This is a genomic window from Kribbella sp. NPDC004138, from assembly GCF_053603655.1.
In genome coordinates this window covers 1-24,117 of sequence record NZ_JBSGFZ010000024.1, presented here as the reverse complement: position 1 = coordinate 24,117, position 24,117 = coordinate 1, and the positions used below count along the sequence as shown (strand labels likewise).

At 69.7% G+C, this 24,117-nt stretch carries 21 protein-coding genes; 14 read left to right on the top strand and 7 right to left on the bottom strand.

Annotated features, from left to right (window positions below):
* Positions 1–12: 12 nt before the first annotated feature.
* Genes ACWEOO_RS30120 through ACWEOO_RS30110 form a run of 3 tightly spaced genes read right to left on the bottom strand, consistent with a single transcriptional unit; the run spans position 13 to position 3,042 of the window.
* Positions 13–822 (bottom strand): carbohydrate ABC transporter permease, encoded by an 810-nt coding sequence (locus tag ACWEOO_RS30120; protein ID WP_452145910.1) that lies wholly within the window; start codon positions 820–822, stop codon positions 13–15.
* Positions 819–1,733 carry a carbohydrate ABC transporter permease gene (locus tag ACWEOO_RS30115; RefSeq protein ID WP_359926798.1) on the bottom strand — a complete coding sequence of 305 codons (915 nt, stop codon included), beginning with the start codon at positions 1,731–1,733 and terminating at the stop codon, positions 819–821. The genes ACWEOO_RS30120 and ACWEOO_RS30115 overlap by 4 nt, the downstream gene beginning before the upstream one ends.
* A complete protein-coding gene (locus tag ACWEOO_RS30110; protein WP_452145909.1) occupies positions 1,726–3,042 on the bottom strand; it encodes a glycoside hydrolase family 36 protein in 1,317 nt (438 codons plus the stop codon). Before ACWEOO_RS30110 ends, ACWEOO_RS30115 begins: the two co-directional genes overlap by 8 nt.
* Positions 3,043–3,118: 76 nt before the next feature.
* Here ACWEOO_RS30110 and ACWEOO_RS30105 point away from each other — a divergent pair, with 76 nt between their 5' ends.
* Complete coding sequence (locus ACWEOO_RS30105) at positions 3,119–4,036, top strand: helix-turn-helix domain-containing protein (RefSeq protein ID WP_452145908.1); 918 nt, start codon at positions 3,119–3,121, stop codon at positions 4,034–4,036.
* On the opposite strand, the gene ACWEOO_RS30100 is transcribed toward ACWEOO_RS30105, so the two are convergent.
* Together ACWEOO_RS30100 and ACWEOO_RS30095 are read right to left on the bottom strand one after the other, a co-directional pair.
* Positions 4,008–6,146, bottom strand: a complete 2,139-nt coding sequence (locus ACWEOO_RS30100) for a discoidin domain-containing protein (RefSeq protein ID WP_452145907.1) — start codon at positions 6,144–6,146, stop codon at positions 4,008–4,010. The two genes, ACWEOO_RS30105 and ACWEOO_RS30100, sit on opposite strands and share 29 nt — an antisense overlap.
* 106 nt (positions 6,147–6,252) lie before the next feature.
* Positions 6,253–6,588 (bottom strand): hypothetical protein, encoded by a 336-nt coding sequence (locus ACWEOO_RS30095; RefSeq protein WP_359926787.1) that lies wholly within the window; start codon positions 6,586–6,588, stop codon positions 6,253–6,255.
* Positions 6,589–6,907: 319 nt separating this feature from the next.
* Here ACWEOO_RS30095 and ACWEOO_RS30090 point away from each other — a divergent pair, with 319 nt between their 5' ends.
* The 10 genes from ACWEOO_RS30090 (at position 6,908) to ACWEOO_RS30045 (ending at position 19,017) form a co-directional block, all read left to right on the top strand.
* The gene (locus tag ACWEOO_RS30090) at positions 6,908–10,876 is read left to right on the top strand and encodes an nSTAND1 domain-containing NTPase (protein WP_452145906.1); all 3,969 of its coding nucleotides are present in this window, start codon (positions 6,908–6,910) and stop codon (positions 10,874–10,876) included.
* A gap of 62 nt (positions 10,877–10,938) precedes the next feature.
* Positions 10,939–11,358, top strand: coding sequence for an SRPBCC family protein (locus ACWEOO_RS30085; RefSeq protein WP_355700732.1), 420 nt, complete (start codon positions 10,939–10,941; stop codon positions 11,356–11,358).
* Positions 11,359–11,368: 10 nt separating this feature from the next.
* Positions 11,369–12,280, top strand: a complete 912-nt coding sequence (locus ACWEOO_RS30080; protein ID WP_452145905.1) for a TatD family hydrolase — start codon at positions 11,369–11,371, stop codon at positions 12,278–12,280.
* Positions 12,280–12,702, top strand: a complete 423-nt coding sequence (locus tag ACWEOO_RS30075; protein ID WP_452145904.1) for a hypothetical protein — start codon at positions 12,280–12,282, stop codon at positions 12,700–12,702. Before ACWEOO_RS30080 ends, ACWEOO_RS30075 begins: the two co-directional genes overlap by 1 nt.
* Positions 12,699–13,184, top strand: a complete 486-nt coding sequence (locus ACWEOO_RS30070) for a hypothetical protein (RefSeq protein ID WP_452145903.1) — start codon at positions 12,699–12,701, stop codon at positions 13,182–13,184. Before ACWEOO_RS30075 ends, ACWEOO_RS30070 begins: the two co-directional genes overlap by 4 nt.
* A 12-nt stretch (positions 13,185–13,196) precedes the next feature.
* Positions 13,197–13,811: a nitroreductase family protein gene (locus tag ACWEOO_RS30065; RefSeq protein ID WP_452145902.1), complete on the top strand. Its 615-nt coding sequence runs from the start codon at positions 13,197–13,199 to the stop codon at positions 13,809–13,811.
* 214 nt (positions 13,812–14,025) lie between these two features.
* Positions 14,026–15,150 carry a transglycosylase family protein gene (locus ACWEOO_RS30060; RefSeq protein WP_452145901.1) on the top strand — a complete coding sequence of 375 codons (1,125 nt, stop codon included), beginning with the start codon at positions 14,026–14,028 and terminating at the stop codon, positions 15,148–15,150.
* Between the two features lie 72 nt (positions 15,151–15,222).
* Positions 15,223–16,044, top strand: a complete 822-nt coding sequence (rsmA, locus tag ACWEOO_RS30055) for a 16S rRNA (adenine(1518)-N(6)/adenine(1519)-N(6))-dimethyltransferase RsmA (RefSeq protein WP_452145900.1) — start codon at positions 15,223–15,225, stop codon at positions 16,042–16,044.
* Positions 16,045–16,062: 18 nt separating this feature from the next.
* The gene (locus ACWEOO_RS30050; protein WP_452145899.1) at positions 16,063–16,995 is read left to right on the top strand and encodes a 4-(cytidine 5'-diphospho)-2-C-methyl-D-erythritol kinase; all 933 of its coding nucleotides are present in this window, start codon (positions 16,063–16,065) and stop codon (positions 16,993–16,995) included.
* A gap of 147 nt (positions 16,996–17,142) precedes the next feature.
* Positions 17,143–19,017 carry a GTP-binding protein gene (locus ACWEOO_RS30045; RefSeq protein WP_452145898.1) on the top strand — a complete coding sequence of 625 codons (1,875 nt, stop codon included), beginning with the start codon at positions 17,143–17,145 and terminating at the stop codon, positions 19,015–19,017.
* 109 nt (positions 19,018–19,126) lie between these two features.
* Here ACWEOO_RS30045 and ACWEOO_RS30040 read toward each other — a convergent pair whose 3' ends face one another.
* The gene (locus tag ACWEOO_RS30040; protein WP_452145897.1) at positions 19,127–19,975 is read right to left on the bottom strand and encodes a fructosamine kinase family protein; all 849 of its coding nucleotides are present in this window, start codon (positions 19,973–19,975) and stop codon (positions 19,127–19,129) included.
* Positions 19,976–20,024: 49 nt separating this feature from the next.
* Between ACWEOO_RS30040 and ACWEOO_RS30035 the strand changes: the two genes are divergently transcribed.
* Positions 20,025–21,845, top strand: a complete 1,821-nt coding sequence (locus tag ACWEOO_RS30035) for an ABC-F family ATP-binding cassette domain-containing protein (protein WP_359926750.1) — start codon at positions 20,025–20,027, stop codon at positions 21,843–21,845.
* Positions 21,846–22,240: 395 nt separating this feature from the next.
* Here the strand turns inward: ACWEOO_RS30035 and ACWEOO_RS30030 are convergent, their stop codons facing one another.
* Positions 22,241–22,756, bottom strand: a complete 516-nt coding sequence (locus ACWEOO_RS30030) for a MarR family winged helix-turn-helix transcriptional regulator (protein WP_359926747.1) — start codon at positions 22,754–22,756, stop codon at positions 22,241–22,243.
* A 93-nt stretch (positions 22,757–22,849) separates the two neighbouring features.
* Between ACWEOO_RS30030 and ACWEOO_RS30025 the strand changes: the two genes are divergently transcribed.
* Positions 22,850–23,629, top strand: coding sequence for a methyltransferase domain-containing protein (locus ACWEOO_RS30025; RefSeq protein ID WP_452145896.1), 780 nt, complete (start codon positions 22,850–22,852; stop codon positions 23,627–23,629).
* Between the two features lie 2 nt (positions 23,630–23,631).
* A complete protein-coding gene (locus tag ACWEOO_RS30020; protein ID WP_452145895.1) occupies positions 23,632–23,979 on the top strand; it encodes a VOC family protein in 348 nt (115 codons plus the stop codon).
* Positions 23,980–24,117 lie beyond the last annotated feature (138 nt).

The window sequence follows — 24,117 nt, the reverse complement described above, 5'->3', positions numbered from 1 at the left end:
AGAGTCTCCGACCTACTTGAGCCCGGTAACGGCGACCGAGCGGACGATGAAGCGCTGGAAGACGACGAACAGGACCAGCAGCGGCGCCAGCGCGATCAGGCTGCCGGCCATCACGGCGTTGTAGTCGACGCCGATCTCCCCCTTGAACAAGGCGATCCCGACCGACAGCAGCCGCTTGTCCTCGCTGCTGGTGACGATCAGCGGCCACAGGAAGCTGTTCCAGTTCGCCACCACGGCGAGCGTGGTGACCGTGACCAGGATCGGTTTCGACAACGGCAGCACGATCGACACCAGCGTCCGGACCCGCCCGGCGCCGTCGATCCGGGCCGCGTCCTCGAGATCCGCGGGGATGCCGCGGAAGAACTGGCGGAGCAGGAAGATCGCGTACGGCGTCCCGAGCATCGTCGGCAGCATCAGGCCGGCCCAGGTGTCCACCAGTCCGAGCTTCTGCATCATCAGGTACAGCGGGATCATCGTGACCACCGGCGGGACCATCAGTGTCGACAAATACACCCAGAACAGGGCGTCCCGGCCCGGGAACGACAGCCGCGCGAACGCGTACGCCGCCAGGATCGCGAACACCACCTGGCCGAGCGTGATGCCGGCCGTGACGAGTGCGGTGTTGACGAGGTAGCCGCCGAAGCCGGAGCCGAGCAGCCGCTCGAACGCCGCCGTACTCGGTGGCAGTCCGGGTTCCCACGGCATCGTCTCGGACAGTTGCCCGGGGCCCTTGAACGCGGTGAGCACGGTCAGGAAGTACGGGAAGATCGAGAACACGCACCCGATCACCAGCACGGCGTAGGTGAAGACGCGCAGTTTCATCCGGACACCTCATAGGTCGTACGGCGTTCGAAGTACGCGAACTGGCTGATCGTCGCGACCAGCACCACCGCGAACAGCAGCACCGAGATCGTCGACGCGTACCCGAAGTCGAACTTGCGGAACGCCTCGTCGTAGATCAGGTACGTCGCGACCTCGGTGCTGTCACCGGGACCGCCCTCGGTCATCACGAAGACCGTGTCGAAGGCCTGGAACGAGCCGATCACGTTGGTGATCAGCACGAACAGCATCGTCGGCCGCAGCAGCGGGAGCGTGATCGTGAAGAAGTGCGCGACCGGTGACGCGCCGTCCAGCGACGAGGCTTCGCGCAACGACCGCGGGATGTTCTGCAGCCCGGCCAGGAAGAACAGCATGTTGTACCCAGCGAACTGCCAGATGTGGACGGCGGCCACGCTCGGCATCGCGAGCACCGGCGACGACAGCCAGGCTGGGCCGTCGATTCCGAACAGCCCGAGGAACTGGTTCAGCGCGCCGCGGCCGGGGTCGAAGATCCAGCTCCAGACCAGGCCGAGAGCGACCGGCGTAGCCATCCACGGGATGACCAGGAGCGCCCGGAAGTACTTCATGCCGCGCAGCTTGCGGTCGACCAGAAGCGCCAGGAGCAGCGACAGGATCGTCGTACCGGGGACGCAGATCACCACGTAGTACAAGGTGACCAGCAGCGAGTGCCAGACGTCCGAGTCCGCGAAGAGCTTCTGGTAGTTGGCGAAGCCGATGAACTCCGGCGTCGACAGCAGCTTCCAGTCGAACAGGCTGACCACCAGCACGATGACGACCGGCGCGAGCAGGAAGCCGAGTACGCCGACCAGGCTCGGCGCGAGCAGGGCGTAGGCCGCGGCGGTCTGCCGGGCCTGGCCGATCCGGCGGGTCCGCCGGGGCGCCGGCCTAAGCATCGGGATCCTTCAGCGGATGCGGGCGCGGCGAGCTCGGGACGAGCAGCTCACGGGTGCGGTCGATGCCCCACCGGTCGAGCGCGCCGATCGGGTCGCTGGACATCCGCAGGCCGGGGCCTTGCTCGATGTGCTGCGCCCACAGCTCGCGCTCCTGGACGTCGGGCCGGACGATCAGGCAGTCGGAGTCGTTCGCCCACCACCGGCCGTGCAGGAACTCGCGCGCCACCGAGGTGGACCGGGCGCCGCGCTGGCCGGGCTGGCTGATGTCGCCGGACGGCGGCTCGACCAACGGATCGGTGTCGGGCGAGATCCGCATGCAGTCGACGAGTCCGAGGCTCGGGAGGATCGGGGCGCCGCAGCCGTGCAGGATCCGGTTCGATCCGACAGCTTGGCGCAGCAGCCGCAGTCCGAGCCGGTACGCCGCGATGCCGTCGACCTGCTCGTGCCGCGGTCCCTCGATCGCGCCGGCGTACAGGAAGTCGAGCTTGAAGTGGTCGTACCCCTGGCGGCACAGCTCGGTGAACACGTCCTGGAGGTGCCGCACGGCGCCCGGATGCGTCACGTCGAGGACCAGTTGCTCCTGGCCCCAGTTCGTGCCGGCGGAAATGCCCGGAACCAGCCATTCCGGGTGTTTCCGGGCCGTCTCGCTGCCGCTCGCGACCAGGAACGGCGCGACCCAGATGCCCGCCCGGCGACCGCTCGAACGGATGTCGGCGGCGAGCGTCACGGTCGAACCGAAGTCGTCGCGCGGCGTCAGCCAGTCGCCGATCGCGGCCTGGTAGCCCTCGTCGAGCAGCACCAGGTCGACGCTCAGGTGGTGCTGGTCGAACTGGCGTACGTCGGTCATCACGTCGCGCTCGGTGACCTTGCCCCAGTATGCGTACCAGCTGCACCACGACGGCCCGAACACGCGCACCGGCGGCGCGCCGGCCGCGAACGCGTCGGCCCAGTCGGCGAGCGCCTGGTTGGGGTTGGCGTGCGTGCTGGTCCTGACGTCGACCTCGCCGTCGGCCTCGATCACCAGCTTGTCGCCGCGCACCTCGGCGCGGATCGACGGGACCGCGTCGGGGGTGATCGCGGCGACGGTGGTGACCTCGTCGGCGGTCGCGACCGCGAGCAGGCCCTCGCCCTGGAAGCGGCCGGCCTCGACCCCCGGGCGGTACGCCATCACGTGATGGTTCGGCGCAGTCGGGCGGGGCGGGCGGGCGTCCAGCCGGTACCAGCCGCTCGGGCTCCAGGACTGCCACCCGTGCTCGAAGACCAGCGTGCCGGTGTCGTGGTCGAGCTCGGCGACGGGGCGGAAGGGCACGGGATCCTCGATTCGGTCGGGTGCAGGATCTTGCTGTGGTTCCGCTAATCTTGGAGCGCCGACGAGGGGATCCACCATGACGGAGCCTGCTGACTTCGAGCACGATCTTGCTACCCAGGTGCTCATCGAGCTGTACAGCGAGATCCCGCCGCCGAGCAAACTGGTCACCGGCCACTTCCACAGCGGCGGCGACTACCGGGTCGTGCGGCCGGACGGTGTGGGCAGTTGGTACCTGCTCTACACAGCGTCGGGCACCGGCCGGTACCTGATCGGCCAGAACAAGCTGATGCTGCGCCACGGGGACGTCGTACTGGTCAGCCCGGGCACCCCGCACGACTACGGGACCGTCGGCACGTACTGGGAGTCCTGGTGGGCGCATTTCCAGCCGCGCCGCGAATGGCACTCGTGGTTGTCGTTGCCCCAGGCAATGCCGGGACTGTCGTACGTGCGGCTGACCCGGTCGTCGGAGACCGATCGCGTGGTGTCGGCGTTCGACCGCCTGCATCGCGACGCGCAGCGCGCCGGGCTGTCCCCGACCGGCGACACCGAGCTGCATCTGCTGGAGAAGAGCGTTGCGACCGAGCTGACGATGAACGGTATCGAGGAGGTGCTGCTGACCGCCGTCGCCAGCCTGCGCCGAGAGACGCAGCATCTCGACGCGCGCGTGCACCTGGTACTCGAGGCCATCACCGCGGACCCGGCCCGCCCGCACACGTTGACCTCACTGGCCGGGCTGGCGCAGGTGTCCGTGTCCCGCCTCGCGCACCTGTTCAAGGAGCAGGTCGGCGACTCGATCATGAACGTCGTGCTCGCGCTCCGGCTGCAGCGCGCGTCCGAGCTGCTCGGCGCCACCGACATGTCGGTGGCGCAGATCGCGGCCGCGGTCGGGTTCGACTCGCCGCACTACCTGAGCCGGCAGTTCGGCCGCCGGTACGGGATGTCCCCGACGGCCCATCGCAACGCCGTCAGGAAGCCGGAGCTAGAGCTATATTGAGCTCGGTCGCCGCCGCGTAGTCCGCACCGCCGGTCAGTCCGACGAGCCGCACGTAGCGTGCCGTCGTACCTGCCGGGAAACGGGCGATCTTCGCGTCGACCGTGCCGTCCCAGGATCCCTGCACCGCCGAGGTGAACGTGACGCCGTCGGTGCTCGTCCGGACGTCGTACGACGAGATGCGGCCGTTCGGTACGTCGGCGTCCTGGCGCGGCGTGTAGACGAGCGCTTCGATCGCCCGGGGCGTCTTGAGGTCGAGGGTGATGTACTGCGGGAGCGGGGCGTGCGGGCTCCAGTTCGAGTGCCACATCGTCGTACAGCTGCCGTCGATCGCGGCCGACGCGCTGTACGCGGCCGAGCCCTGGCTCGTGGCGGTGGCCGTCATCTCGCTCTGCGGCAACAGCGTCAGCGGACCGAACGGGCCGTCGGCCGGTGGCGGCGTACCGGGGATCGCGGTCACCCGGCCCAGACTGGGTGCCTTGAGCAACGGGTGGGTGCGCAGGTAGGTGAGGAACACTTCCTGGCCCATCCGCGGCGCTCTGGTGAGATCCGTGTACTGCTGGAAGCCCGGATAGCCGTACTGCGTGCCGTGCAAGGGCATCGCGGCGCTCGTCGTCACGCGATACGTCTTTCCGAGTTGCAGTGGCCTGCCGTCGATCAGCACCTTGGCCGGATCGACCCTGTCGCCGACCGGCCGGCCGAGATCGTAGGTGTAGCGGAAGTTCGCCGAGGTCGCGAGCGATGACAGCCGGCTGCAGCCGTACGCCGGTGGGATCCACTGCTGCTCCAGGACGGCCTCGACCGTGGAGCCCTTCATCGACAACGTGGTGATCGGCGAGATCCCGGCGACCGGCCATGCCTCGCCGTACGTCACCGTCCCGGCCTGCAGCCCGGCGGCGATCACGTCGACGCCCAGGTCGGCCGGTACCAGCGCGAAGTCGCCGTCCGCCTCCGACCTGTAGAGGTCCGCGACCAGGTTGCCCGTCCGGCTCTCGGCGGTGCGTGCGAAGTCGAGGTCGCGGTCGAGCTTCGTGAGCGGCTCCTGCTGACGTGCCGCCCACTTGTCGGTCCAGTACTTCACGATCTTCTGGACACCGGCGTCCGGCGTGATGTCCTTGGTGACCGCGTGGTTGGTGGCGGTGGTCGCGTCCCGGATCACCTCGCCGGTGGACGGGTCGAGCGAGAGGTTCACCTCGCCCAGCACGCGCCCGTGGTTGCTCGCCTCCAGGACCGGACGCCGTACGCCGTTCGGGTCCGGAATCATGCACTTGAACGCCGTGTGCCAGTGGCCGCCGAGGATCACGTCGATGTCTGGCGACATCGTCCGGGCGGCGTCGAAGATCGGGCCGGTCGGGTTCTTGCACTCGTCGTACAGGCCGCCCTGCTGCCCGCCTTCGTGCATGCTGACGACGATCGCGTTCACGCCCTGGGCCTTCAGCTCGGCCGCGGCCCGGTTCGCGGCCTCGACGACGCCCTGGAACTCGAATCCGGAGCCCTCGATCGACAGCGTCTCGGTCGGCGTGCCCGGAAAGCCCAGCCCGATGAACCCGATCCGCTGCGATCCCGCCCGGGCGATCCAGTACGGCGGGAGCACCGGGCGCTCGGTCCGCGGGTCGACGATGTTCGCCGCGTGGTACGCGTAGTCGGTGCCGTGGAAGTTGCGGCCGGTGGAGTCCTTGAAGCAGCTGTCGAAGCCGGGCTTGCCGTAGCAGGCTCCGGTCGTCATCCGCCGCAGGAACGGGAACTCGCGGTCGAACTCGTGGTTGCCGGCCGCGTCGAAGTCCATCCCGAGCGCGTTCAGCACCTCGATGGTCGGCTCGTTCGCGAACGCCTGCGTGTAGTCCGGCCAGCCGCTGAACTGATCGCCCGAGCCGATCAGGAAGCTGTTCGGCTTCCGGAGCCGGTCCAGGTGCGCCTTCAAGTACCCGGCACCGCCGACCTGCTGGGTGCCCGACGGGCCGGCGATGGTCAGGTTCTCGGTCTCGGACAGATACCCGTGCAGATCGGTCAGGCTGAAGACCTGCACGGGAATCGGCGCTGGCGTTTCGGCCGGCAGCGCGGTCGACCCCGTCACCAGGCCGAGAAGGGCAAGTACTGAGCTGATCCGGGACATCGACTGCTCCTGTCGATCGGGGCGGAACCTCGCTGCAAGTTACTGTCCGCCGCCCGGCGCGGAACATGGCCCCGAATGCTGACTTCCTGCACGATCCGGCTGTCGATCAGAGGTACGTGATCTGTCCCGGCGGTCCGGACTGCCAATGCGCCGGCAGGAACATCCGGGACTGACTCCGGCACGGCCCTTGGCACACCGGGCAGCCGGCGGCGCTGCAGGTGAAGACCGCCCAGACGCCGTACGGCTCCGGCAGTTCGCGGTACTTCTCGGCCATCCGTCCCTTGCAATGCAGGCACCGCGGGGCGTCCTGCACCACCCGCGCCGGCGGTGCGAGGTCGGGCCCGCCGAAGAGGTGACGTACGCCGCGCGTGATCGCGCGGAGGACGCGCACCGGCAGCGGCCCGACAACCAACCGGATCGGCGGTCCGACCGGTCGGTCCACGGCCGGCCGGACCACTGCCGGGGCGTGGTAGGCGGCCGGATACCGACGGGGCCGGCGGGGGCTGGTGGACGGTTCGGGTAGGCGTGGCTGGATCGCGTTCATTGGATTCCCCCTCGAGGACCGCCGCGGGTTCGCCGTGCGGCCCGAAATCCGGGTTTCGAACTGGTCTAGCTCCCACGGTCGGGCCCCGGCGGTGCTCCGTGCGGGCACGCGCAGATCTCCGTACAAGGACGTACACGGCGGCGTACAGCGCCGGCGCTCGTCGTCCTGTAGCGTCGTGACTACTCGCTGTGGGAGTTGGGGCTTTGAGGGGGGCGCCATGGACGAGCCATTGGTCGAGCCGCGGACAGCTTCACCGGATCATGTCCAGACCCGGATGCAGTTCGCCGACGAGCTGACCGTGCTGCGAACCCGGGCGGGCCTGACCGTCCGGAACATCTCCACCATGGTCGGTGGCGCCCAGCCGCACAGCACGATCGGCGAGTGGTTCGCCGGCCGCAGCGTGCCGTCGGACGCGTCGAAGGCCTTGTTCGTGGAGGTTCTGCGGATCTGCGGGATCACCGACGAGGACGAGATCGAGCGCTGGCTTGAAGCGCGCCGACGCGTCCGGCAGGTGCCCGGGCCGAAGGGCGGAAGCCCGCCGTACCGTGGGTTGCGAAGCTTCCAGCCGGCCGATGCCGAGTGGTTCTTCGGTCGCGAGGTACTGACCGAGCAGATCGTCGACCAGGTCATCTCACGGCACGCCGCGGGTGGCGGCATGCAAACGATTGTCGGTGCGTCGGGCTCGGGAAAGTCTTCGCTGGTGCGGGCGGGCGTGATCCCGGCGCTCACCGACCGGGCTGCTCCCGGCCGGCCCGCGTGGCCCGTCGTCTTGATGGCGCCGGGCGCGGAACCCCTGCGCCAGTTGGCGTCCGGGCTGACGGCCGGTACGCGGGTCGGGTCCGAGGTGTTCGCCGAGCAGTTGGCGAGTGATCCCGCCGCGGTCGTCGAGCAGACGGCGGCGTACGTGCTGGCGGCGCGGACCAATGCGCCGGAAGGGGCCGCTGTCCCGGCGCTCGATCGCTTGATCATCGTCGTCGACCAGTTCGAGGAACTGTTCACGATGTGTCCGGACGAGAAGGAACGCGGGGCCTTCGTCGCGGCGTTGGACGCTGTCACGCGGGCACCTGTTCCACGGGAGTCGACGGAGCTGCGATCGGGGGTGGCCACCGTCGTCGTACTGGCTTTGCGGGCTGACTTCTACCCGCAGGCATTGCAGTACCCCGAGATCGCGGCCGCCTTGCAAGGCGCGCAGTTCGTGGTCGGTCCGCTGACCGAGGACGAACTGCGCAGGGCGATTGTCGAGCCGGCCGCCAAGGCCGCCGTGCAGCTCGACGAAGGGCTTGTCGAGTTGCTGATCCGGGACGCGTCGCCGGCGCTGGCGCCGGCCGACGCCACGCCCTCGACGGCCGGGTCGCTGCCGTTGCTCTCGCACGCGCTGCTCGCGACCTGGCAGCGGGCCGAGCGGGGGCGCATGACCACTCACGGGTACCTGCTGACCGGCAGCATCAAGGGCGCCGTCGCGGCGACCGCCGAGGCCGTCTACAACGACTTGAACCCGGCCCAACAGACCATCGCCCGGCGGCTGTTCCTCCGGCTGGTGAATCTCGGCGACGACTTCGCGATCAGCCGGCGCAAGGTCGTGCGCAGCGAACTCGAAGGCAACGGCGCCGATCTCGGCGAGGTGGTCGAACACTTCGTCGGAGCCCGGCTGCTGACCATGGACGCGGACAGCGTCGAGATCAGCCACGAGGCGCTCATCACCGCGTGGCCCCGGCTGCGACGATGGATCGACAACGACCGCGAAGGGCTGCGGCGGCATCGGCAGCTCGCGGACGCCGCCCGGCAGTGGCGTGATCTGCAGCGGGATCCCGGCTCGCTCTACCGGGGCGGCAACCTGCAGGGTGTCCGCGACTGGACGATGGCCGACCGCGACCTGAACACGCTCGAGACCGAGTTTCTCGAGGCCAGTCTGCGGGCGGAGGAGGCTGAGCACGCGGCAGCCAGGCGTGGGACGCGCAGGCTGCAGCAGTTCGTGGCGGCACTGACCGCCTTGTCGCTGGTGGCTGTCGGGCTGACCGTGTATGCCTTCTGGAAACGCCGGCTCGCTGACCGGGAACGCGATTTGGCGATGTCCCGTCAGGTCGCGATCACCGCCGACAGGTTGCGGACGACCGACCCGGGGCTGGCGGCACAGTTGTCGCTCGCGGCTTACCGGATCGCCCCGACGGTCGAGGCCCGGTCGAGTCTGCTCGACGCGACCGGTTCGCCTTCGGTGACAAGGATCGTGCGTCCGTCCAAGGGAGCACAGAGCGTCGTACTCAGCCCGGACGGCCGCATCCTGTACGCCGCCGGTACCGGACCCAGCGACACCGCGATCCTGATCTGGGACATCGGCGACCGGCGCCGGCCACGCAGTATCGGCGGACCGTTGACCGGGCACACGCTGCCGGTGTTCGGGCTCGCCGTCAGCCCGGACGGTCGCCTGCTCGCCACTGGTGGTCGGGACAAGACGATCCGGCTGTGGGACGTCACCGAGCCTGAAAACCCGATGTCCCTGGGGGTTCTGCCCGGTAGTCCGAACGGCACGGTCTACTCGCTGGCGTTCTCTCCGGACGGCAGGACGCTCGTGGCGGGGAGCTCGGACAAATCGGTGCGTCTGTGGGCCGTCGACGATCCACGCCGGCCCGTGCCGTTGACGACGATGCCGGCGCTGAGCGGTTTCGTGCAGACGGTGACCTTCAGCGAATCCGGCAAGGTTCTCGCAGCCGGTGATGCGACCGGTGCGTTGTACCTGTGGGATGTCGCGGATCGTCGTACGCCGGGGTTGGTCAGCCGGACACAGGCCGGGTCCACCCAGATCAACGTCGTACGGTTCGTTCCGCGGCACGACGAGGTGCTGATCGGCGGATCGAAAGGTCTGTTCCAGCGGTGGAACGTGGCCAAGCCGGAGGCACCGGCCAAGATGGCGATGCAGATCCAGGTGCCGGAGAACTGGGTGAACGCCGTCGATCTCACGGCGGACGGCCGGCTGATGGCGATGGGCAGTTCGGACAACGTCGCCCAGGTCTGGGATCTGGCGAGCGGCCGGCTGGTCGCCTCGCTGCCACATCCGGAGCCGGTGTCGTCGGTGGCGTTCGCCGACGGCGACCGGACTCTGGTGACGGCGGGTTCCGACGGCGTGGCGCGGCTGTGGACGATCCCCGGGCCGGTGATCACTGGGCCGACCGCGGCCGTCGCCTCGGCCGCGTTCACTCCGGACGGACGGTCGTTGGTGACGTTCGGCGGCGGAGCCTTTCTGCTGAACGTCTCCCGGCCTCGAGCTCCTGCGGTGCTGGCGCCACCGCTGTTGTCGCCGCTCGCCGATCAGCCGATCAGCGGCGCCGGTGCGCTGAGCCCGGACGGCAAGACCGCGGCCGGCGGTACGACGGTGAACTCGGTCGTCCTGTGGGACGTCGGAGATCCGGCCCGACCGAAGGTCTTGCCGCCACCACTGACAGGGCCGGCCGCGGTGGTCGAATCGCTCGCGTTCAGCCCGGACCGCCGTACGTTGGCGGCCGGCTCGGACGACGGCAAGGTCTACCTGTGGGACGTCCACGATCCACAGCACGTCACGCCGCTGCCGACCGCTCCTGGTCCGGACAGCAACTACGTCTACATGGTTGCCATCAGCCCCGACAGCCGAACACTGGCCGGGGTCACAGCTGACAGCATGATCCGGTTGTGGGACATGAGCGACCCGCGCCGGTTGCGCGCCTTTCCCTCGGTCAAAGGCTCCGCCGACCTGTTGTTCTCGGCTGCCTTCAGCCGCGATGGCAAGATCCTCGCGACCGGCAGCGCGGACGGGACGGTGCAGCTGTGGGACGCCTCGGACCCGGCGCGGCTGTCTCCGGTCGGCGACGTCCTCCGAGGACCGGACGGCACCGTGACCAGCGTCGCCTTCGGCCCCGACGGGCACACGCTCGCCGCGAGTACCCGGAGCGGGCAGGTCTGGTTCTGGGACGTCGGCAGGCCGACGGCGCCGGCCACCGTCGCGATCCTCTCCGCCTCCCAGGCTGCAGTGTGGGCTGTCGGGTTCAGCCCGGACGGGCACACAGTCGTTACCGGCGGGTCGGACCGGACAGTCCGGTTGTGGGAGATGGAGCCGGGCCGGGCCGTCGACCTGATCTGTGCGGCCGGTGGGGATTCGGTGTCGGGCGACGAGTGGGCGAAGTACCTGCCCGGTGTGCCGTACGAACCGGTGTGCTGACGCTTTTCTCCAAGCGCATGCGGGTCGGGAACCGTACGGTCGAGGGGAGAAAGGAGTTCATGATGACTGGGTATCTGGCCGTGGCCGAGATCGATATCGACGCGCCGGCGGCGCGGGTGTGGGACGTGCTGACGAGTCCCGACGAGCTGAAGAAGCTGTGGTTCGGCGCCGAGGTGGAGACGGACTGGGAGGTGGGCAGCCCGATCACCTGGAGCGGCGACTGGGAGGGCAAGCCCTATCAGGACAAGGGGGAGATCCTCGAGGTGCAGCCTGAACGCCTGCTGAAGCTCACCCACTTCAGTCCGCTCACCGGGCAGGACGACGTCCCCGAGAACTACCACACCCTGACCTACACCCTGACCGGCAACACCCACCTGAAACTCGAGCAGGACAACAACGCGACCGAGGAGGAGGCCGACCACTCCCAGGACATGTGGGAGATGCTGGTGGCCAAGGTCAAGGAGGCCGCGGAGACTCAGTAACCTGGCTCGCATGGGTGATGGTGTGGAGGTGGGTCGGCCGACTCGGGAGCGGGCGGCGGTGGGGGAGGACGGGCGGTCGCGGGACCGGAGCCGGCCGGCGGTGCCGGATCCGTTGCCGATGAGCGTGGTCGACGCGCACTGTCATCTCGACATCGCCGACGGGGAGGACGGGGACTGGCTGAGCCCGGCGGAGGCGATCCGGCTGGCGTCGTCGGTCGGCGTCACCCGGATCGTCCAGGTGGGGTGTGACCTGCCGGGCGCGGCGTGGGCGGTCGAGGCCGCCACGCAGTACCCGAACCTGGTCGCCGGCGTCGCCCTGCACCCGAACGAGGCGCCGAAGCTGAAGGCGGCCGGCGAGCTGGACAGCGCGCTCGCCGAGATCGAACGGCTCGCCGCGAGCTCGGACAAGGTCCGGGTGATCGGCGAGACCGGCCTCGACTACTTCCGCACCGGGGCTGACGGGCAGGCCGCGCAGCACGAGTCGTTCGCCGCGCACATCGAGTTGGCGAAGCGGCTCGGCAAGACACTGATGATCCACGACCGGGACGCGCACGACGACATCCTGCGCATCCTGGACCGCGAAGGCGTGCCGGACCGGCTGGTGATGCACTGCTTCTCCGGCGACACCGAATTCGCCCGCGCCTGCGTCAACCGCGGCGCGTACCTGAGCTTCGCCGGCGTCGTCACGTTCAAGAACGCCCAGTCCCTGCGCGACGCCCTGGCCGTCACCCCGCTCGACCGCATCCTGGTCGAGACCGACGCCCCGTACCTGACCCCGTCGCCGTACCGCGGCAAGCCGAACGCGTCGTACCTGATCCCGCACACGGTCCGCAAGATGGCCGACGTCCTCAACATCTCCGTCGCCGAACTCTGCGGAGCCCTCAACGACAACGCGAACCGCGCCTTCGGGGGTCCGTGGTAATGGTCCGGTACGACGACGTGGACGCGCAGGTGCTGTCGCAGGCCGATGCGCTGCGCGGGGCCGACGAGGCCACCGTGGCCGCCGAGGTCGACCGCCTGAAGGCCCTGGCGGAACAGATCCCCGACGAGCGCGATCGCCGGCTGGCACTGATCAGGGCCGCGAAGCTGCCCGAGCTGATCAACGGGGCACCGGCGCCCACCAGCCCGGAGTTCGCGCGGGCGTCCATGCTGCTGGCGCAGGTGCTCGGCAACAAGGGCTCGGCCGCGGACCAGATCGCCCACGCCGAACGCGTGAAGACCGAGATCGCCGAACTGTCCCGGCAGGCGCCGCCGCGCGAATCCCGCACGATCCTGCGGCTGAACTCGACCCTGAAGCGGCTGATCGAGCGCCGCCGGCGCGAGGCCGCGGACGACGGATCGTGACCGACGACGCCGTCGAGATCTCCCCGCTGTCCTGGGAGTACCGGCTGGTGGCCGCGGTCGTGTACGCCGTCGAGCAGCGCGCCGGCGGCGCCGCGGCCGGCGCACGCACGCGGTGGAACGACGACGAGAAGTCCGCCGAGTCCGAGCAGGCGGCGCAGAACGCGATCGCCGGACTGGATCACGAACTCGATCGCATCGAACGCGGCTACCGCGTCGAGAAGGCGCAGCGAGCACAGCAGCAAGCCGGCCGGCCGGGCACGCGGCGCACGCAGGCCGTTCGGCAGGCGCAGGACCGGATGTCGCCGGATCTCGAGCGGCTGCGGGCCGTGACGAGTGGGCAGGCCCCGGCGGCCGGCGCCACCAGTCGGTCGGCGGAGGCCGTCGACCACGCACAGCAGGGACCGAACGACGGCTCGCGTGGGCGGCAGGCTCCCGGCCGGCCGTCGGGGCCTCGGGGCCGGGGGTCGGCTGAGAGGGCCTGATAGACAGGGCTCATGGAGTTCAGTGAGGTCGTGCGGCGGCGGCGGATGGTGCGGAACTACGACCCCGAGCGGGCGGTGGCCGCGGAGGTGCGGGAGCGGATCCTGGAGAACGGGCTGCGCGCGCCGTCGGGCGGGTTCAGTCAGGGGTGGGCGTTCCTGACGCTGGAGGGGGACGACCGGGACCGGTACTGGCGGATCGCCGCCGAGGATCCGGACGAGAAGTATGTGGATTGGATCACAGGGCTGCGCCGGGCGCCGCTGCTGATCCTGGCCTTCGCGCACAAGGACGCGTACCTCGATCGGTACACCGAACCGGACAAGGGCTGGACCGATCGCGACGAGGGCCGCTGGACCGCGCCGTACTGGTACGTCGACACCGGGATGGCGGTGCTGCTGATGCTGCAGACGGTCGTCGACGAAGGCCTGGGAGCCTGCTTTTTCGGGCCTCCTGCAGACAAAGCGGGCCGGTTGCTCAAGGAGTTCGGGGTGCCGGACGGGTTCGATCTGGTCGGGGTGCTGTCGGTCGGTCACCGGGCCCCGGACAAGCGCTCACCGTCGCTGAAACGAGGGCGCCGGACGACCGCCGAAGTGGTCCATCGGGGGCAGTGGGGCCATCACACGGCGTAAGGGTTCCGTTACACCTTTTTGCGACTCGCCGACCAGGGGATTGGCACTTCCGCGACTTCTTCGTTATGGTCCCGTGATGTTGGCCGGGATCGGGGAAGATTCCGGATGGCACAACCCCTCGGCGGGATCAGGGGCTCCGGGCAGCCAGTCCGGCGTTCGTGATCGGCCTGTGCTGTCCCACCCCGTGCCCGGGTAGCCCTACCTGGGAGCGTTAGTGCGTAAGTCCATCATCGTGGCCGTCGGTGCGACGGCCGCGTTTGCTGTCGCGGGTGGCTCCGCGGCGTATGCCGCGAAGAGCAAGACCGTCAGCCTCTCCGTCGACGGCCAGGTGCGGAAGGTGCACACCTTCGGATCCACCGTGGCAGACGCCCTGAAGGCCGAGAAAGTTCAGATCGGTGCGCACGACCTCGTCGCGCCCGGTGTGGACTCGAAGCTGAAGGACGGTCAGGAGATCGCCGTGCAGTACGGGCGGCAGCTGACCGTCAACGCCGACGGCACCAAGAAGGCCTACTGGACCACGGCCGACAGCGTCAACGAGGCGTTCGCCGACCTTGGTCTGCGGTACGACGGGGCTCAGCTGTCCACCAGCCGGAGCGCGCCACTGGGCCGCCAGGGGCTGGAGCTGACCGTCACCACGCCGAAGACCGTGCAGATCGTGCACCTGGGCAAGACCGTGACGATCAAGTCGCTGGCCGGCACCGTCGGTCAGGCCCTGACCGAGGCGAAGCTGCGCTGGGACGCCGACGACCGGATCACCCCGGCCGCCGCGACCCCGCTGAAGGCCGGCGTGAACAAGGTCGGTTTCGTGCAGGTCCTGCAGAAGACCGTCACCAAGACCGAGGCGGTCGCGCACGGCACCGACGAGACCAAGTCGGCGACGCTCGAGGTCGGCACCAAGAAGACCTCCGTCAAGGGCGCCGACGGCTCCAAGGCCGTGACGTACCTCTACACCTACCTGGACGGCAAGCTGTCGACCACGAAGGTCGTGGGGTCGAAGGTGGTGACCAAGGCGGTCGACGAGCAGATCCTGGTCGGCACCAAGCCGAAGCCGGAGGCGCCCACCGTCACCACGCAGACCGACACCCCGTCGACCGGTGACACGAGCGCCTGGGACCGGATCGCCGAGTGCGAGTCCGGCGGCAACTGGGCGATCGACAGCGGCAACGGGTACTACGGCGGTCTGCAGTTCGACCACGGCACCTGGGCGGCCTACGGCGGTACGGCGTACGCCAACAACGCCAACGGCGCGTCGAAGGCGCAGCAGATCGCGATCGCGGAGAAGGTCAAGGCCGACCGCGGTGGCTACGGCGCGTGGCCTGTCTGTGGCAAGCGGGCGTAGTGAAACACTGACGAGGTGACCTCGTCTGATTCATCCACATCAGCCGGACCGAGACTGCTCGGTCCGGCTGATGTGCGTTCACTGGCCGCCTCGCTCGGGGTTCGCCCGACCAAGCAGCGCGGCCAGAACTTCGTCATCGACCCGAACACGGTGCGCCGGATCGTGCGCGCCGCCGAGCTGTCCGACGGCGAGACCGTGCTGGAGATCGGGCCGGGCCTCGGATCCCTGACGCTGGCGCTGCTCGCGGACGGTCACCGGGTCACCGCGGTCGAGATCGACCCGCTGCTCGCGCAGGCGCTGCCGTCGACCGTCGCGACGTACGCGCCCCAGCAGGCGGAGAGCCTGACCGTGGTCGAGGCGGACGCGATGGACGTGGGGCCGGCCGAGATCGGTACGCCGACCGCCTGCGTGGCGAACCTGCCGTACAACGTCGCCGTACCGGTGCTGCTGCATCTGCTCGAGGTCTCGGACTCGCTGCGGCACGGTCTGGTCATGGTGCAGTCCGAGGTCGCGGACCGGCTGGCCGCCGGGCCGGGCTCGCGGACGTACGGCGTCCCGTCGGCGAAGGCCGCGTGGTACGCCGACGTGCGGCGCGCCGGGCCGATCGGGCGGAACGTGTTCTGGCCGGCGCCGAACGTGGACTCCGGGCTGGTCGCGTTCGAGCGCCGCGACCCGCCGGCGACGGCGGCGAGCCGCGCGGAGGTGTTCGCGGTCATCGAGGCGGCGTTCTCGCAGCGCCGCAAGACGATCCGGTCCGCGCTGGCCCGCTGGATGCCGGACCGTTCCCGGCTCGACGAGGTGCTCGAGGCAGCAGGGATCGACCCGCGGGTGCGCGGTGAGATGCTCGGGATCACAGAGTTCGCCGCCCTCGCCGGTGCAGCTAGGACTGGGTAAGGCACTAGCCTGTCCGACGTGCCACCTTCTGCTGAGGTCACGGTGCGGGCGCCGGCCAAGATCAATCTGGGTCTGTCGGTCGGTCCGCCGCGGCCGGACGGGTTCCACCCGGTCGCCACGGTGTACCAGGCCGTTGCCCTGTACGACGACGTGACCGCGGTCCTGCGGGACGAGGACGGCGAGATCTCGGTCGAGATCGCCGGGGACTTCGCGGACGACGTACCGACCGACGAGACCAATCTCGCGGTCCGGGCAGCGCAGTTGCTGCAGGCGGAGTACGACGTCGACGAGGGCGTCGACCTGACGATCCGCAAGACGATCCCGGTGGCCGGCGGGATGGCCGGCGGCTCGACCGACGCGGCGGCGACCCTGGTGGCGTGCAACCGGCTGTGGGGCCTGCAGCTGACCCAGACCGAGCTGCAGCACCATGCGGCCGAGCTCGGCAGCGACGTCCCGTTCTGCCTGGTCGGGCACACGGCGCTCGGCCAGGGGCGCGGCGAGCAGGTCACCGAGGTGATGTCCCGCGGGACGTTCCACTGGGTGTTCGCGATCGCCGACGGCGGGCTGTCCACGCCGGAGGTGTACCGCGAGCTGGACCGGATGCGCCCGTTGCGGCGCGTCGAGCCGCCGCAGGTCCGCCCGGAGCTGATGTCGGCGCTGCTGTCCGGTCAGCCCGGCGCGCTCGCCGTTGCGCTCAGCAACGACCTCCAGGCGGCCGCGCTGTCGCTGCGGCCCGAGCTGGGCGACACGCTCCAGTTCGGCCTCGACCAGGGCGCGCTGGCCGCGCAGATCTCCGGCTCCGGCCCCACCTGCCTCTTCCTCGCCGCCGACAGCCGCAGCGCCGTCGACCTGGCCGTCGAACTCGCCGAGTCCGGCCGCTGCCGCATGGTCCGCCAGGCCGAAGGCCCCGTCCCGGGCGCAAGGATCCTGCCGGCCATCATCAGTCGCTAGAAATTCGCTCGTCGCCGGCCTCGGGCGGTGTTACCGTCCGAGGGTTCCTCATCGACAGACAGGAGACCGGGATGCGCCGCGGATCGATCGACCTCAGGGTTACTGATCGCTTCGACGCATTCGCGAGGACTCTTGAACTCTCTGACGATGGGTATTGTGGCGCATGTCGACGCCGGTAAGACCAGCCTGACCGAGCGGCTGCTGTATGCCGCCGGCGTGATCGACCGGGTCGGTCGCGTCGACGACGGGAACACGCAGACCGACTCGATGGACCTCGAGCGGAAACGGGGCATCACGATCCGCTCGGCGGTGGTGTCGTTCGCGCTCGGCGACCTGCCGGTGAACCTGATCGACACACCTGGGCACTCGGACTTCATCGCCGAGGTCGAGCGCGCCCTGTCCGTGCTGGACGGCGCGGTGCTGGTGCTGTCCGCGGTCGAGGGCGTGCAGCCGCAGACGCGCCTGCTGATGCGCACGTTGCGCCGGCTGCGGATCCCGACGCTGCTGTTCGTGAACAAGATCGACCGGGTCGGTGCGCGGTACGACGAGTTGCTCGCCGACATCCGGCGGCTGCTGACGCCGTCCGCCGTACCGATGGAAACCGTCACGGACCTGGGGACCCGCCCGGCCGGGGTGGAGCCGCTGGCGGTGCAGCGTTCCGAGCTGACGGAGATTCTTGCCGAGCGCAACGATTCCTTCCTGGAGTCGTACCTCGAGGGCGCCGCGGTGGATCAGTCGGCCGAGCTGCGCCGGCAGGTCGCGACCGCGGAGGTGCATCCGGTGTACTTCGGGTCGGCGATGACCGGGACCGGCGTACCGGAGCTGATCGAGGGCATCCGTACGTGGTTGCCGCGGGCAACTGGAGCGCCGGGCGACGAGCTGCGCGCGCGGGTGTTCAAGGTCGAGCGCGGCGCGGCGGGCCAGAAGATCGCGTCGGCGCGCGTGGTCAGCGGGACGCTGGCGGCCCGGACGCCGGTCGCGGTGCATCCCGTGGACGGACCGGAGTACCAGGTACGACCGAGCGGCGTCGAGGTGTTCGCGAACGGCGCGCGGCAGCCGATCGAGCGGGTCGAGGCCGGCCAGATCGTCGCGCTGCGTGGGCTGAAGAGCATCCGGATCGGCGACCAGCTCGGCGTACCGACGACGCAGGTCGGGCGGTTGTTCGCGCCGCCGACGCTGGAGACCGTGGTCAGTGCACGCGACCGGGTGAAGTTGTTCCAGGCACTGATGCAGCTCGCCGAGCAGGACCCGCTGATCCGGGTCCGGAAGGCCGGCGAGCTGACCGTGAGCCTGTACGGCGAGGTGCAGAAGGAGGTGATCGCGTCGCTGCTGGAGTCCGAGTACGGCGTCCAGGTCAGCTTCAGCGAGACGACGCCGATCCACGTCGAACGACTGAACGGCGTCGGTGCTGCGATGCGTGACATCACCGAGGGACCGTGGGCGGCCGGTGTCGGTTTCCGGGTCTCACCGGGCAGCGACGGGCTCGAGTACGAGCTCGAAGTAGAGCTCGGCGCGCTGCCGCGGGCGTTCCACACCGCGATCGAGGAAACAGTCCGGCAGACGCTGCACCAGGGTCTGTTCGGCTGGGAGATCCCGGACATCCGGGTCGCGCTGACGCACACGGCGTACGACAGCGCGGGAACCGTGGCGGCCGACTTCCGTCGGTTGGTGCCGTTGATCCTGCTGCAGGCGATCGCGGAGGCCGGGACGACGGTTCTCGAGCCGGTGAACCACTTCGAGCTCGACGTGCCGCCGGACACCATCTCGCGCATCCTGGCGCACGTCGCCGAACACCGCGGCGTCATCACGCAGGCAACCGACACCCACCTGGAGGGCACGATCCCCGCCGCGACCACGCACCCCTTCGAGTCCCAGCTCCCCACTCTCACCCACGGGGAAGGCCTCCTCACCACGACCTTCCATTCCTACATTCCCGTCGCCACCGAACCACCGATCAGACCCCGCACCGACGGCAACCCACTCAACGAGAAGCAGTACGTCCTTCACCTGAACCAGTCGTGAGCGGACGTGTGCCACCCACCAACGGCCGGTCGGCGCCGCGGTTCACGCTCAGCAGCGGGCCGCCGATGGCCGCCGACGGCGGTTGGTGAGTGGCACAGATCCGCCCTCGTCAGTCGAACTGTTCGAGGATGGTGTGGATCTCTTGGACTGTTTCGGCGCGGTCGGGCCAGTGGGCGGTGATGCAGAGGAGTTCCCGCAGGTGCAGGAGCGGGAGGCGGGCACGCCAGCCGGGGGCAGGCGGGTGGACTTCTTCGTAGGCGTCGAAGAAGGTCTCGGACAGCTGGCCGTAGATCAGGAGCGTGGCGAGGTCGGCTTCCGGCCAGCCGTAGTGGACGGCGGGGTCGATCATCGCCGGTCCGCCGTTCGGGGCGGGGAGGAGGTTGCCGTGCCACAGGTCGCCGTGCAGCAGTGACGGCGGCTGGACCGGGACGAGGTTGACCAGATTGCCGGCGATGCGCTCCAGCCGGCGGCGGTCCTCCGCGGGGAGCTGGTTGTGACAGTTCGGCTCCTCCAGGTAGCGCAGGAGCCGGTGCTCGGCGAAGAACGTGTGCCCGTCGCCGGTCCACGGGTTCCGCTGCGGGAGCGTGCCGAGGTAGTTGTCGACGTGGTACCCGAACTTGTCCGCGGTCTGCTGGTGCTGCAGCGCCAGCGCCCGCCCCGCGTCCTCCCAGTACGTCGGCGACGGTTCCGACGTACCGAGGTCCGACAGCACGATGTACGACGGCGTCACCCGGAGCACCTCGGGGACCGCGAACCCGCCGGGCGCGCGCAGCGCGTCGAGCCCGTCCGCCTCCAGTGCGTACAGGTTCTCCGGCAGGTTGTCCTGCGTCTTGACGACCACCGATCCGCCCAGGGATGTCCGCACGCGGAACGTTCTGCTGGCGTACCCGCCTTCCAGCGGATCGGCGGCGATCGGGTCGCCGAGGGACAGGCCGTCGAGCCAGGCGGAGGTCAGCACCTGGACGATCCTGGCACGCCTCCCGCGGTCAGCTACCCTTGGGCGCGTTATGGCGGCACCTAACTTGGTCAATCTGGAAGCTGTTTCGAAGGGCTTCGGGACCCGCACACTGCTCGACTCGGTCAGTCTCGGCGTAGGCCGTGGTGAGCGGATCGGCGTGGTCGGGCGCAACGGCGACGGCAAGTCGACGCTCCTGCAGGTCCTGGCCCGGCGTGAGGAGCCCGACGGCGGCCGGATCACCCACAACCGCGACCTCAGGCTCGGGTATCTCGGGCAGAGCGACGACCTCGACCCCGACCAGACCGTGCTGCACGCGGTCCTCGGCGACGTCGAGACCTACACCTGGGCGGCCGACCCGCGGGCACGCTCGGTGATGGAGCACCTGCTCGGCGAGGTCGACCACCAGGCGCGGGTCGGCAGCCTGAGCGGTGGTGAGCGCCGGCGGGCGTCGCTCGCCAGGCTGCTGCTCACCGAGGTCGACCTGTTGATCCTCGACGAGCCGACCAACCACCTCGACATCGAGGCGGTCAGCTGGCTCGCCGAGCACGTCGTCGACCGGGCCGGCGCGCTGATCGTGGTCACCCACGACCGCTGGTTCCTGGACGCGGTCTGCACCGACACCTGGGAGGTGCAGGGCGGCCGCGTCACGTCGTACGACGGCGGGTACGCGGCGTACGTGCTCGCCAAGGCCGAGCGGGCCCGGACCGCGCAGGTCACCGAGGCCAAGCGGCAGAACCTCCTGCAGAAGGAGCTCGCCTGGCTGCGCCGGGGCGCGCCGGCCCGGACCAGTAAGCCCAAGTTCCGGATCGAGGCCGCGAACGCGCTGATCGCCGACGAGCCGCCGCCGCGGGACAAGCTCGCGCTGTCCCAGCTGGCGACCGCCCGGCTCGGCAAGGACGTCTTCGACGTCGAGGACGTGAGCCTGAGTTTCGGCGCGCGGACGATGCTCGACCACGTCACGTTCCGGCTCGGCCCGGCCGACCGGATCGGGCTGCTCGGCCCGAACGGCGCCGGCAAGACCACGTTCCTCAAGGTCCTCACCGGGCAGCTCGCGCCGGACCGCGGCCGGGTGAAGCAGGGCAAGACGGTCCGGATCGCGAACCTGTCGCAGACCCTGGAGGAGGTCGACGGCACGGTCACCGTCCTCGACCACATCACCGCGATCCGGCGGACGGCGGCGCTGGCCGGCCGGGGCGGTGAGCTGACGTCGTCGCAGCTGCTCGAGCGGTTCGGGTTCACCGGCGACAAGCTGACGACGAGGATCTCGGACCTGTCCGGCGGTGAGCGGCGCCGGCTGCAACTGCTGCGGATCCTGCTCGACGAGCCGAACGTGCTGATCCTGGACGAGCCGACCAACGACCTGGACGTCGAGACGCTGACCGTGCTGGAGGATTTCCTCGACAGCTGGCCGGGTGTCGTCGTCACCGTCACCCACGACCGGTACTTCCTGGAGCGGGTCAGCGACATGGTTTACGCGATCATGGGCGACGGCCGGGTCCGGCATCTGCCGCGCGGTGTCGAGCAGTATCTCGAGGAACTCGCGGCCGGAATTCCGCGGCGGCCGGCGTCAAATGCGCTGACACCGGCGGCGGAGATGTCCAGTGATTTGGCGGCCACCGGAAATGGTCAGGTGGTTGAGCGTCCGACGGCTGACGCGGCAGTGGCCCGGGCGGCGAAGAAGGAGCTGAACCGGATCGAGCGGCAGCTCACGAAGCTCACCGAGGCGGAGGCGAAGCTGCACGACCAGCTGGCCGCCAGCGCGAGCGACTACGAGCGCCTCGCCGAGCTGGACGCCGAGCTGCGCAAGCTCGCCGACGAACGCGGCGAGCTCGAGACCGCCTGGTTCGAAGCGGCCGAACGCGCCGAATAGCAGGGCTTCCGAGCCGCGGCGCCCCCTCCGATCCCCTGTGATTCGGAGGGGTGCGCCGAGCTTCTGGGTGAGCGGGCCCCGTGCCGGCCGGCGTTGTTCGGGCCCCGAGCCCCGGACACCACGCGACCGCTTTCGGCGGACCACCTCTTGCCGCCGAAGCCACCGTGTTCTGACATTTTGTAGTCGATCAGCCACCGACGGTGACGACCCTAGTAGTGGGCCCGACCGGTGTCGATAGTCGACGGCTACAGCAATCTCACGATCTCATTGCAACTAGCAACGATCGGGACGGGGCGGAAGTGACGGGTCGTCTTTTCGGATAATTCCGGCGTTATTTCGCCGTGCTTTGTCCGCGCGAACAGACGGCTTTGTCGGTAGTTACCGGCCGGTTTTGTTCAGTGCTTTTCGAGGTCGAACGGCCGGACGAGTTCGCGCAGTACGCGGGCGATCTTCTGCTGGTCGCGGTCGCTGAGGCCGCCGAGCAGGGTGCGCTCGTGGGTGAGCAGGTCGGCCATCGCGGCGTCGACCTTGTCCCGGCCGGCAGGCGTCAGTTGCACGAGCACCCCGCGGCGGTCGTGCGGGTCCGGGAGGCGCTCGACCAGGCCGCGCGCGGCCAGCCGGTCGACCCGGTTCGTCATCGTGCCGGACGTGACCAGGGTTTCCTTGAGCAGCCGGCCGGGGGACAGTTGGTACGGCGTGCCTGCTCGGCGGAGTGCTGCGAGGACGTCGAACTCCCACGACTCCAGGCCGTGCGTGTCGAAGGCCTGACTGCGGGCCCGGTCGAGGTGCCGCGCCAGCCGGCTGACCCGGGACAGCACCTCCATCGGCGCCACGTCGAGGTCGGGGCGCTCACGCCGCCAGGCCTCGATCAGCCGATCGACCTCGTCCTCCATGGGTTCGAGAGTACTCATCAAGACTCTTGACATCAAGACAAGTCGCGAGGTTAGAGTATCTCGACATCAAGATAAATCCCATCAAGAGGTTCGAGCAGAGAGGTGCAGCCGATGCGCACGTCACCGGTGTGGAGTCCAGTGCAGTACGGCACGTACGCCGACGAGCGCGCCCGGCCGTTCCGGGACCTGGTCGAGCGGGTCCGGGCGACCGGCGTACGGTCCGTGGTCGACCTCGGCTGCGGTCCGGGCGCGCTGACCGCGACGCTGCGGCAGGTCTGGCCGGACGCCGACATCCGCGGGGTCGACAGCTCGCCGCAGATGCTCGAGGCCGCCGCGCAGTACGCCGACGACCGCCTGAGCTTCGAGCTCGGCGACGTCCGCGAGTGGAGCGGCGCCGATCTCGACGTGATCGTCACCAACGCGACCCTGCAGTGGGTGCCCGACCAGCTCGACCTGCTGCCCGGCTTCGTGCGGGCGCTGCGCCCCGGCGGGTGGCTGGCGATCCAGATCCCGGGCAACGGCGACGCGCCGTCGCACGCGATCCTGCGCGAGCTCGCCAGCACACCGCCGTACGCCGAGTACGCGAAGGACGCGTCGCTGCGCCCCGACGTCCCCGGCCCGGCGGAGTACGTCGACTCGCTCAGCGCGGAAGGGTGCGTCGTGGATGCGTGGGAGACGACGTACTTCCACCTGCTGGCCGGCGACAACGCGGTCCTGGAGTGGGTGAAGGGGACCGGGGCGCGGCCGGTGCTGCAGTCGCTGCCGGACGATCTGCGGGTGCGGTTCGAGGCGGAGTACGGCGCCCGGCTGGCGGAGGCGTATCCGCAGAAGGACTACGGGACGCTGCTGCCGTTCCGCCGGATCTTCGCGGTCGCGCAGAAGAAGGGCTGACGATGCGACTCGATCATGTCCAGGTCTCGTGCCCGCCGGGCGGCGAGGACGTGGCGCGGGCGTTCTACCGCGACGCGCTCGGGATGACCGAGGTGGAGAAGCCGGAGCTGCTCAAGCCGCGCGGCGGGTGCTGGTTCAGGGCCGGTGCCGCGGAGATCCATATCGGCGTGGAGGAGGGGTTCACGCCGGCGAAGAAGGCGCATCCGGCGCTGGCCGTCGACGACCTGGACGCGCTGGCCGCCAGACTGGCCGACCTGGGCTATCCGGTGACGTGGGACAACGACACGATCCCGGGCCGTCGGCGTTTCCACACCAAAGACGGCCACGGGAACCGGGTCGAGATCGTCTGACGGACCGCTCGACAGGAGGTGTCCCGGTCCGCGCGGCGCGTTTACGCTCACGCGAGTGCCTGGCACCGGCCGATTGGCCGACACCTCCTGTCGTCCTGCACCCCTAGCGGCTCGCCCGGCCCCCTCAAGCCGGGCGAG

What these genes read in the sequence shown, in the direction of transcription:
- ACWEOO_RS30035 (WP_359926750.1), top strand. Translation starts at nt 20,025, where the DNA reads ATGGCGGCACCTAACTTGGTCAATCTGGAAGCTGTTTCGAAGGGCTTC.
- ACWEOO_RS30100 (WP_452145907.1), bottom strand. Translation starts at nt 6,146, where the DNA reads ATGTCCCGGATCAGCTCAGTACTTGCCCTTCTCGGCCTGGTGACGGGG.
- ACWEOO_RS30045 (WP_452145898.1), top strand. Translation starts at nt 17,143, where the DNA reads ATGGGTATTGTGGCGCATGTCGACGCCGGTAAGACCAGCCTGACCGAG.
- ACWEOO_RS30105 (WP_452145908.1), top strand. Translation starts at nt 3,119, where the DNA reads ATGACGGAGCCTGCTGACTTCGAGCACGATCTTGCTACCCAGGTGCTC.
- ACWEOO_RS30085 (WP_355700732.1), top strand. Translation starts at nt 10,939, where the DNA reads ATGACTGGGTATCTGGCCGTGGCCGAGATCGATATCGACGCGCCGGCG.
- ACWEOO_RS30025 (WP_452145896.1), top strand. Translation starts at nt 22,850, where the DNA reads ATGCGCACGTCACCGGTGTGGAGTCCAGTGCAGTACGGCACGTACGCC.
- ACWEOO_RS30120 (WP_452145910.1), bottom strand. Translation starts at nt 822, where the DNA reads ATGAAACTGCGCGTCTTCACCTACGCCGTGCTGGTGATCGGGTGCGTG.
- ACWEOO_RS30020 (WP_452145895.1), top strand. Translation starts at nt 23,632, where the DNA reads ATGCGACTCGATCATGTCCAGGTCTCGTGCCCGCCGGGCGGCGAGGAC.
- ACWEOO_RS30065 (WP_452145902.1), top strand. Translation starts at nt 13,197, where the DNA reads ATGGAGTTCAGTGAGGTCGTGCGGCGGCGGCGGATGGTGCGGAACTAC.
- ACWEOO_RS30030 (WP_359926747.1), bottom strand. Translation starts at nt 22,756, where the DNA reads ATGAGTACTCTCGAACCCATGGAGGACGAGGTCGATCGGCTGATCGAG.
- ACWEOO_RS30080 (WP_452145905.1), top strand. Translation starts at nt 11,369, where the DNA reads ATGGGTGATGGTGTGGAGGTGGGTCGGCCGACTCGGGAGCGGGCGGCG.
- ACWEOO_RS30115 (WP_359926798.1), bottom strand. Translation starts at nt 1,733, where the DNA reads ATGCTTAGGCCGGCGCCCCGGCGGACCCGCCGGATCGGCCAGGCCCGG.
- ACWEOO_RS30075 (WP_452145904.1), top strand. Translation starts at nt 12,280, where the DNA reads ATGGTCCGGTACGACGACGTGGACGCGCAGGTGCTGTCGCAGGCCGAT.
- ACWEOO_RS30090 (WP_452145906.1), top strand. Translation starts at nt 6,908, where the DNA reads ATGGACGAGCCATTGGTCGAGCCGCGGACAGCTTCACCGGATCATGTC.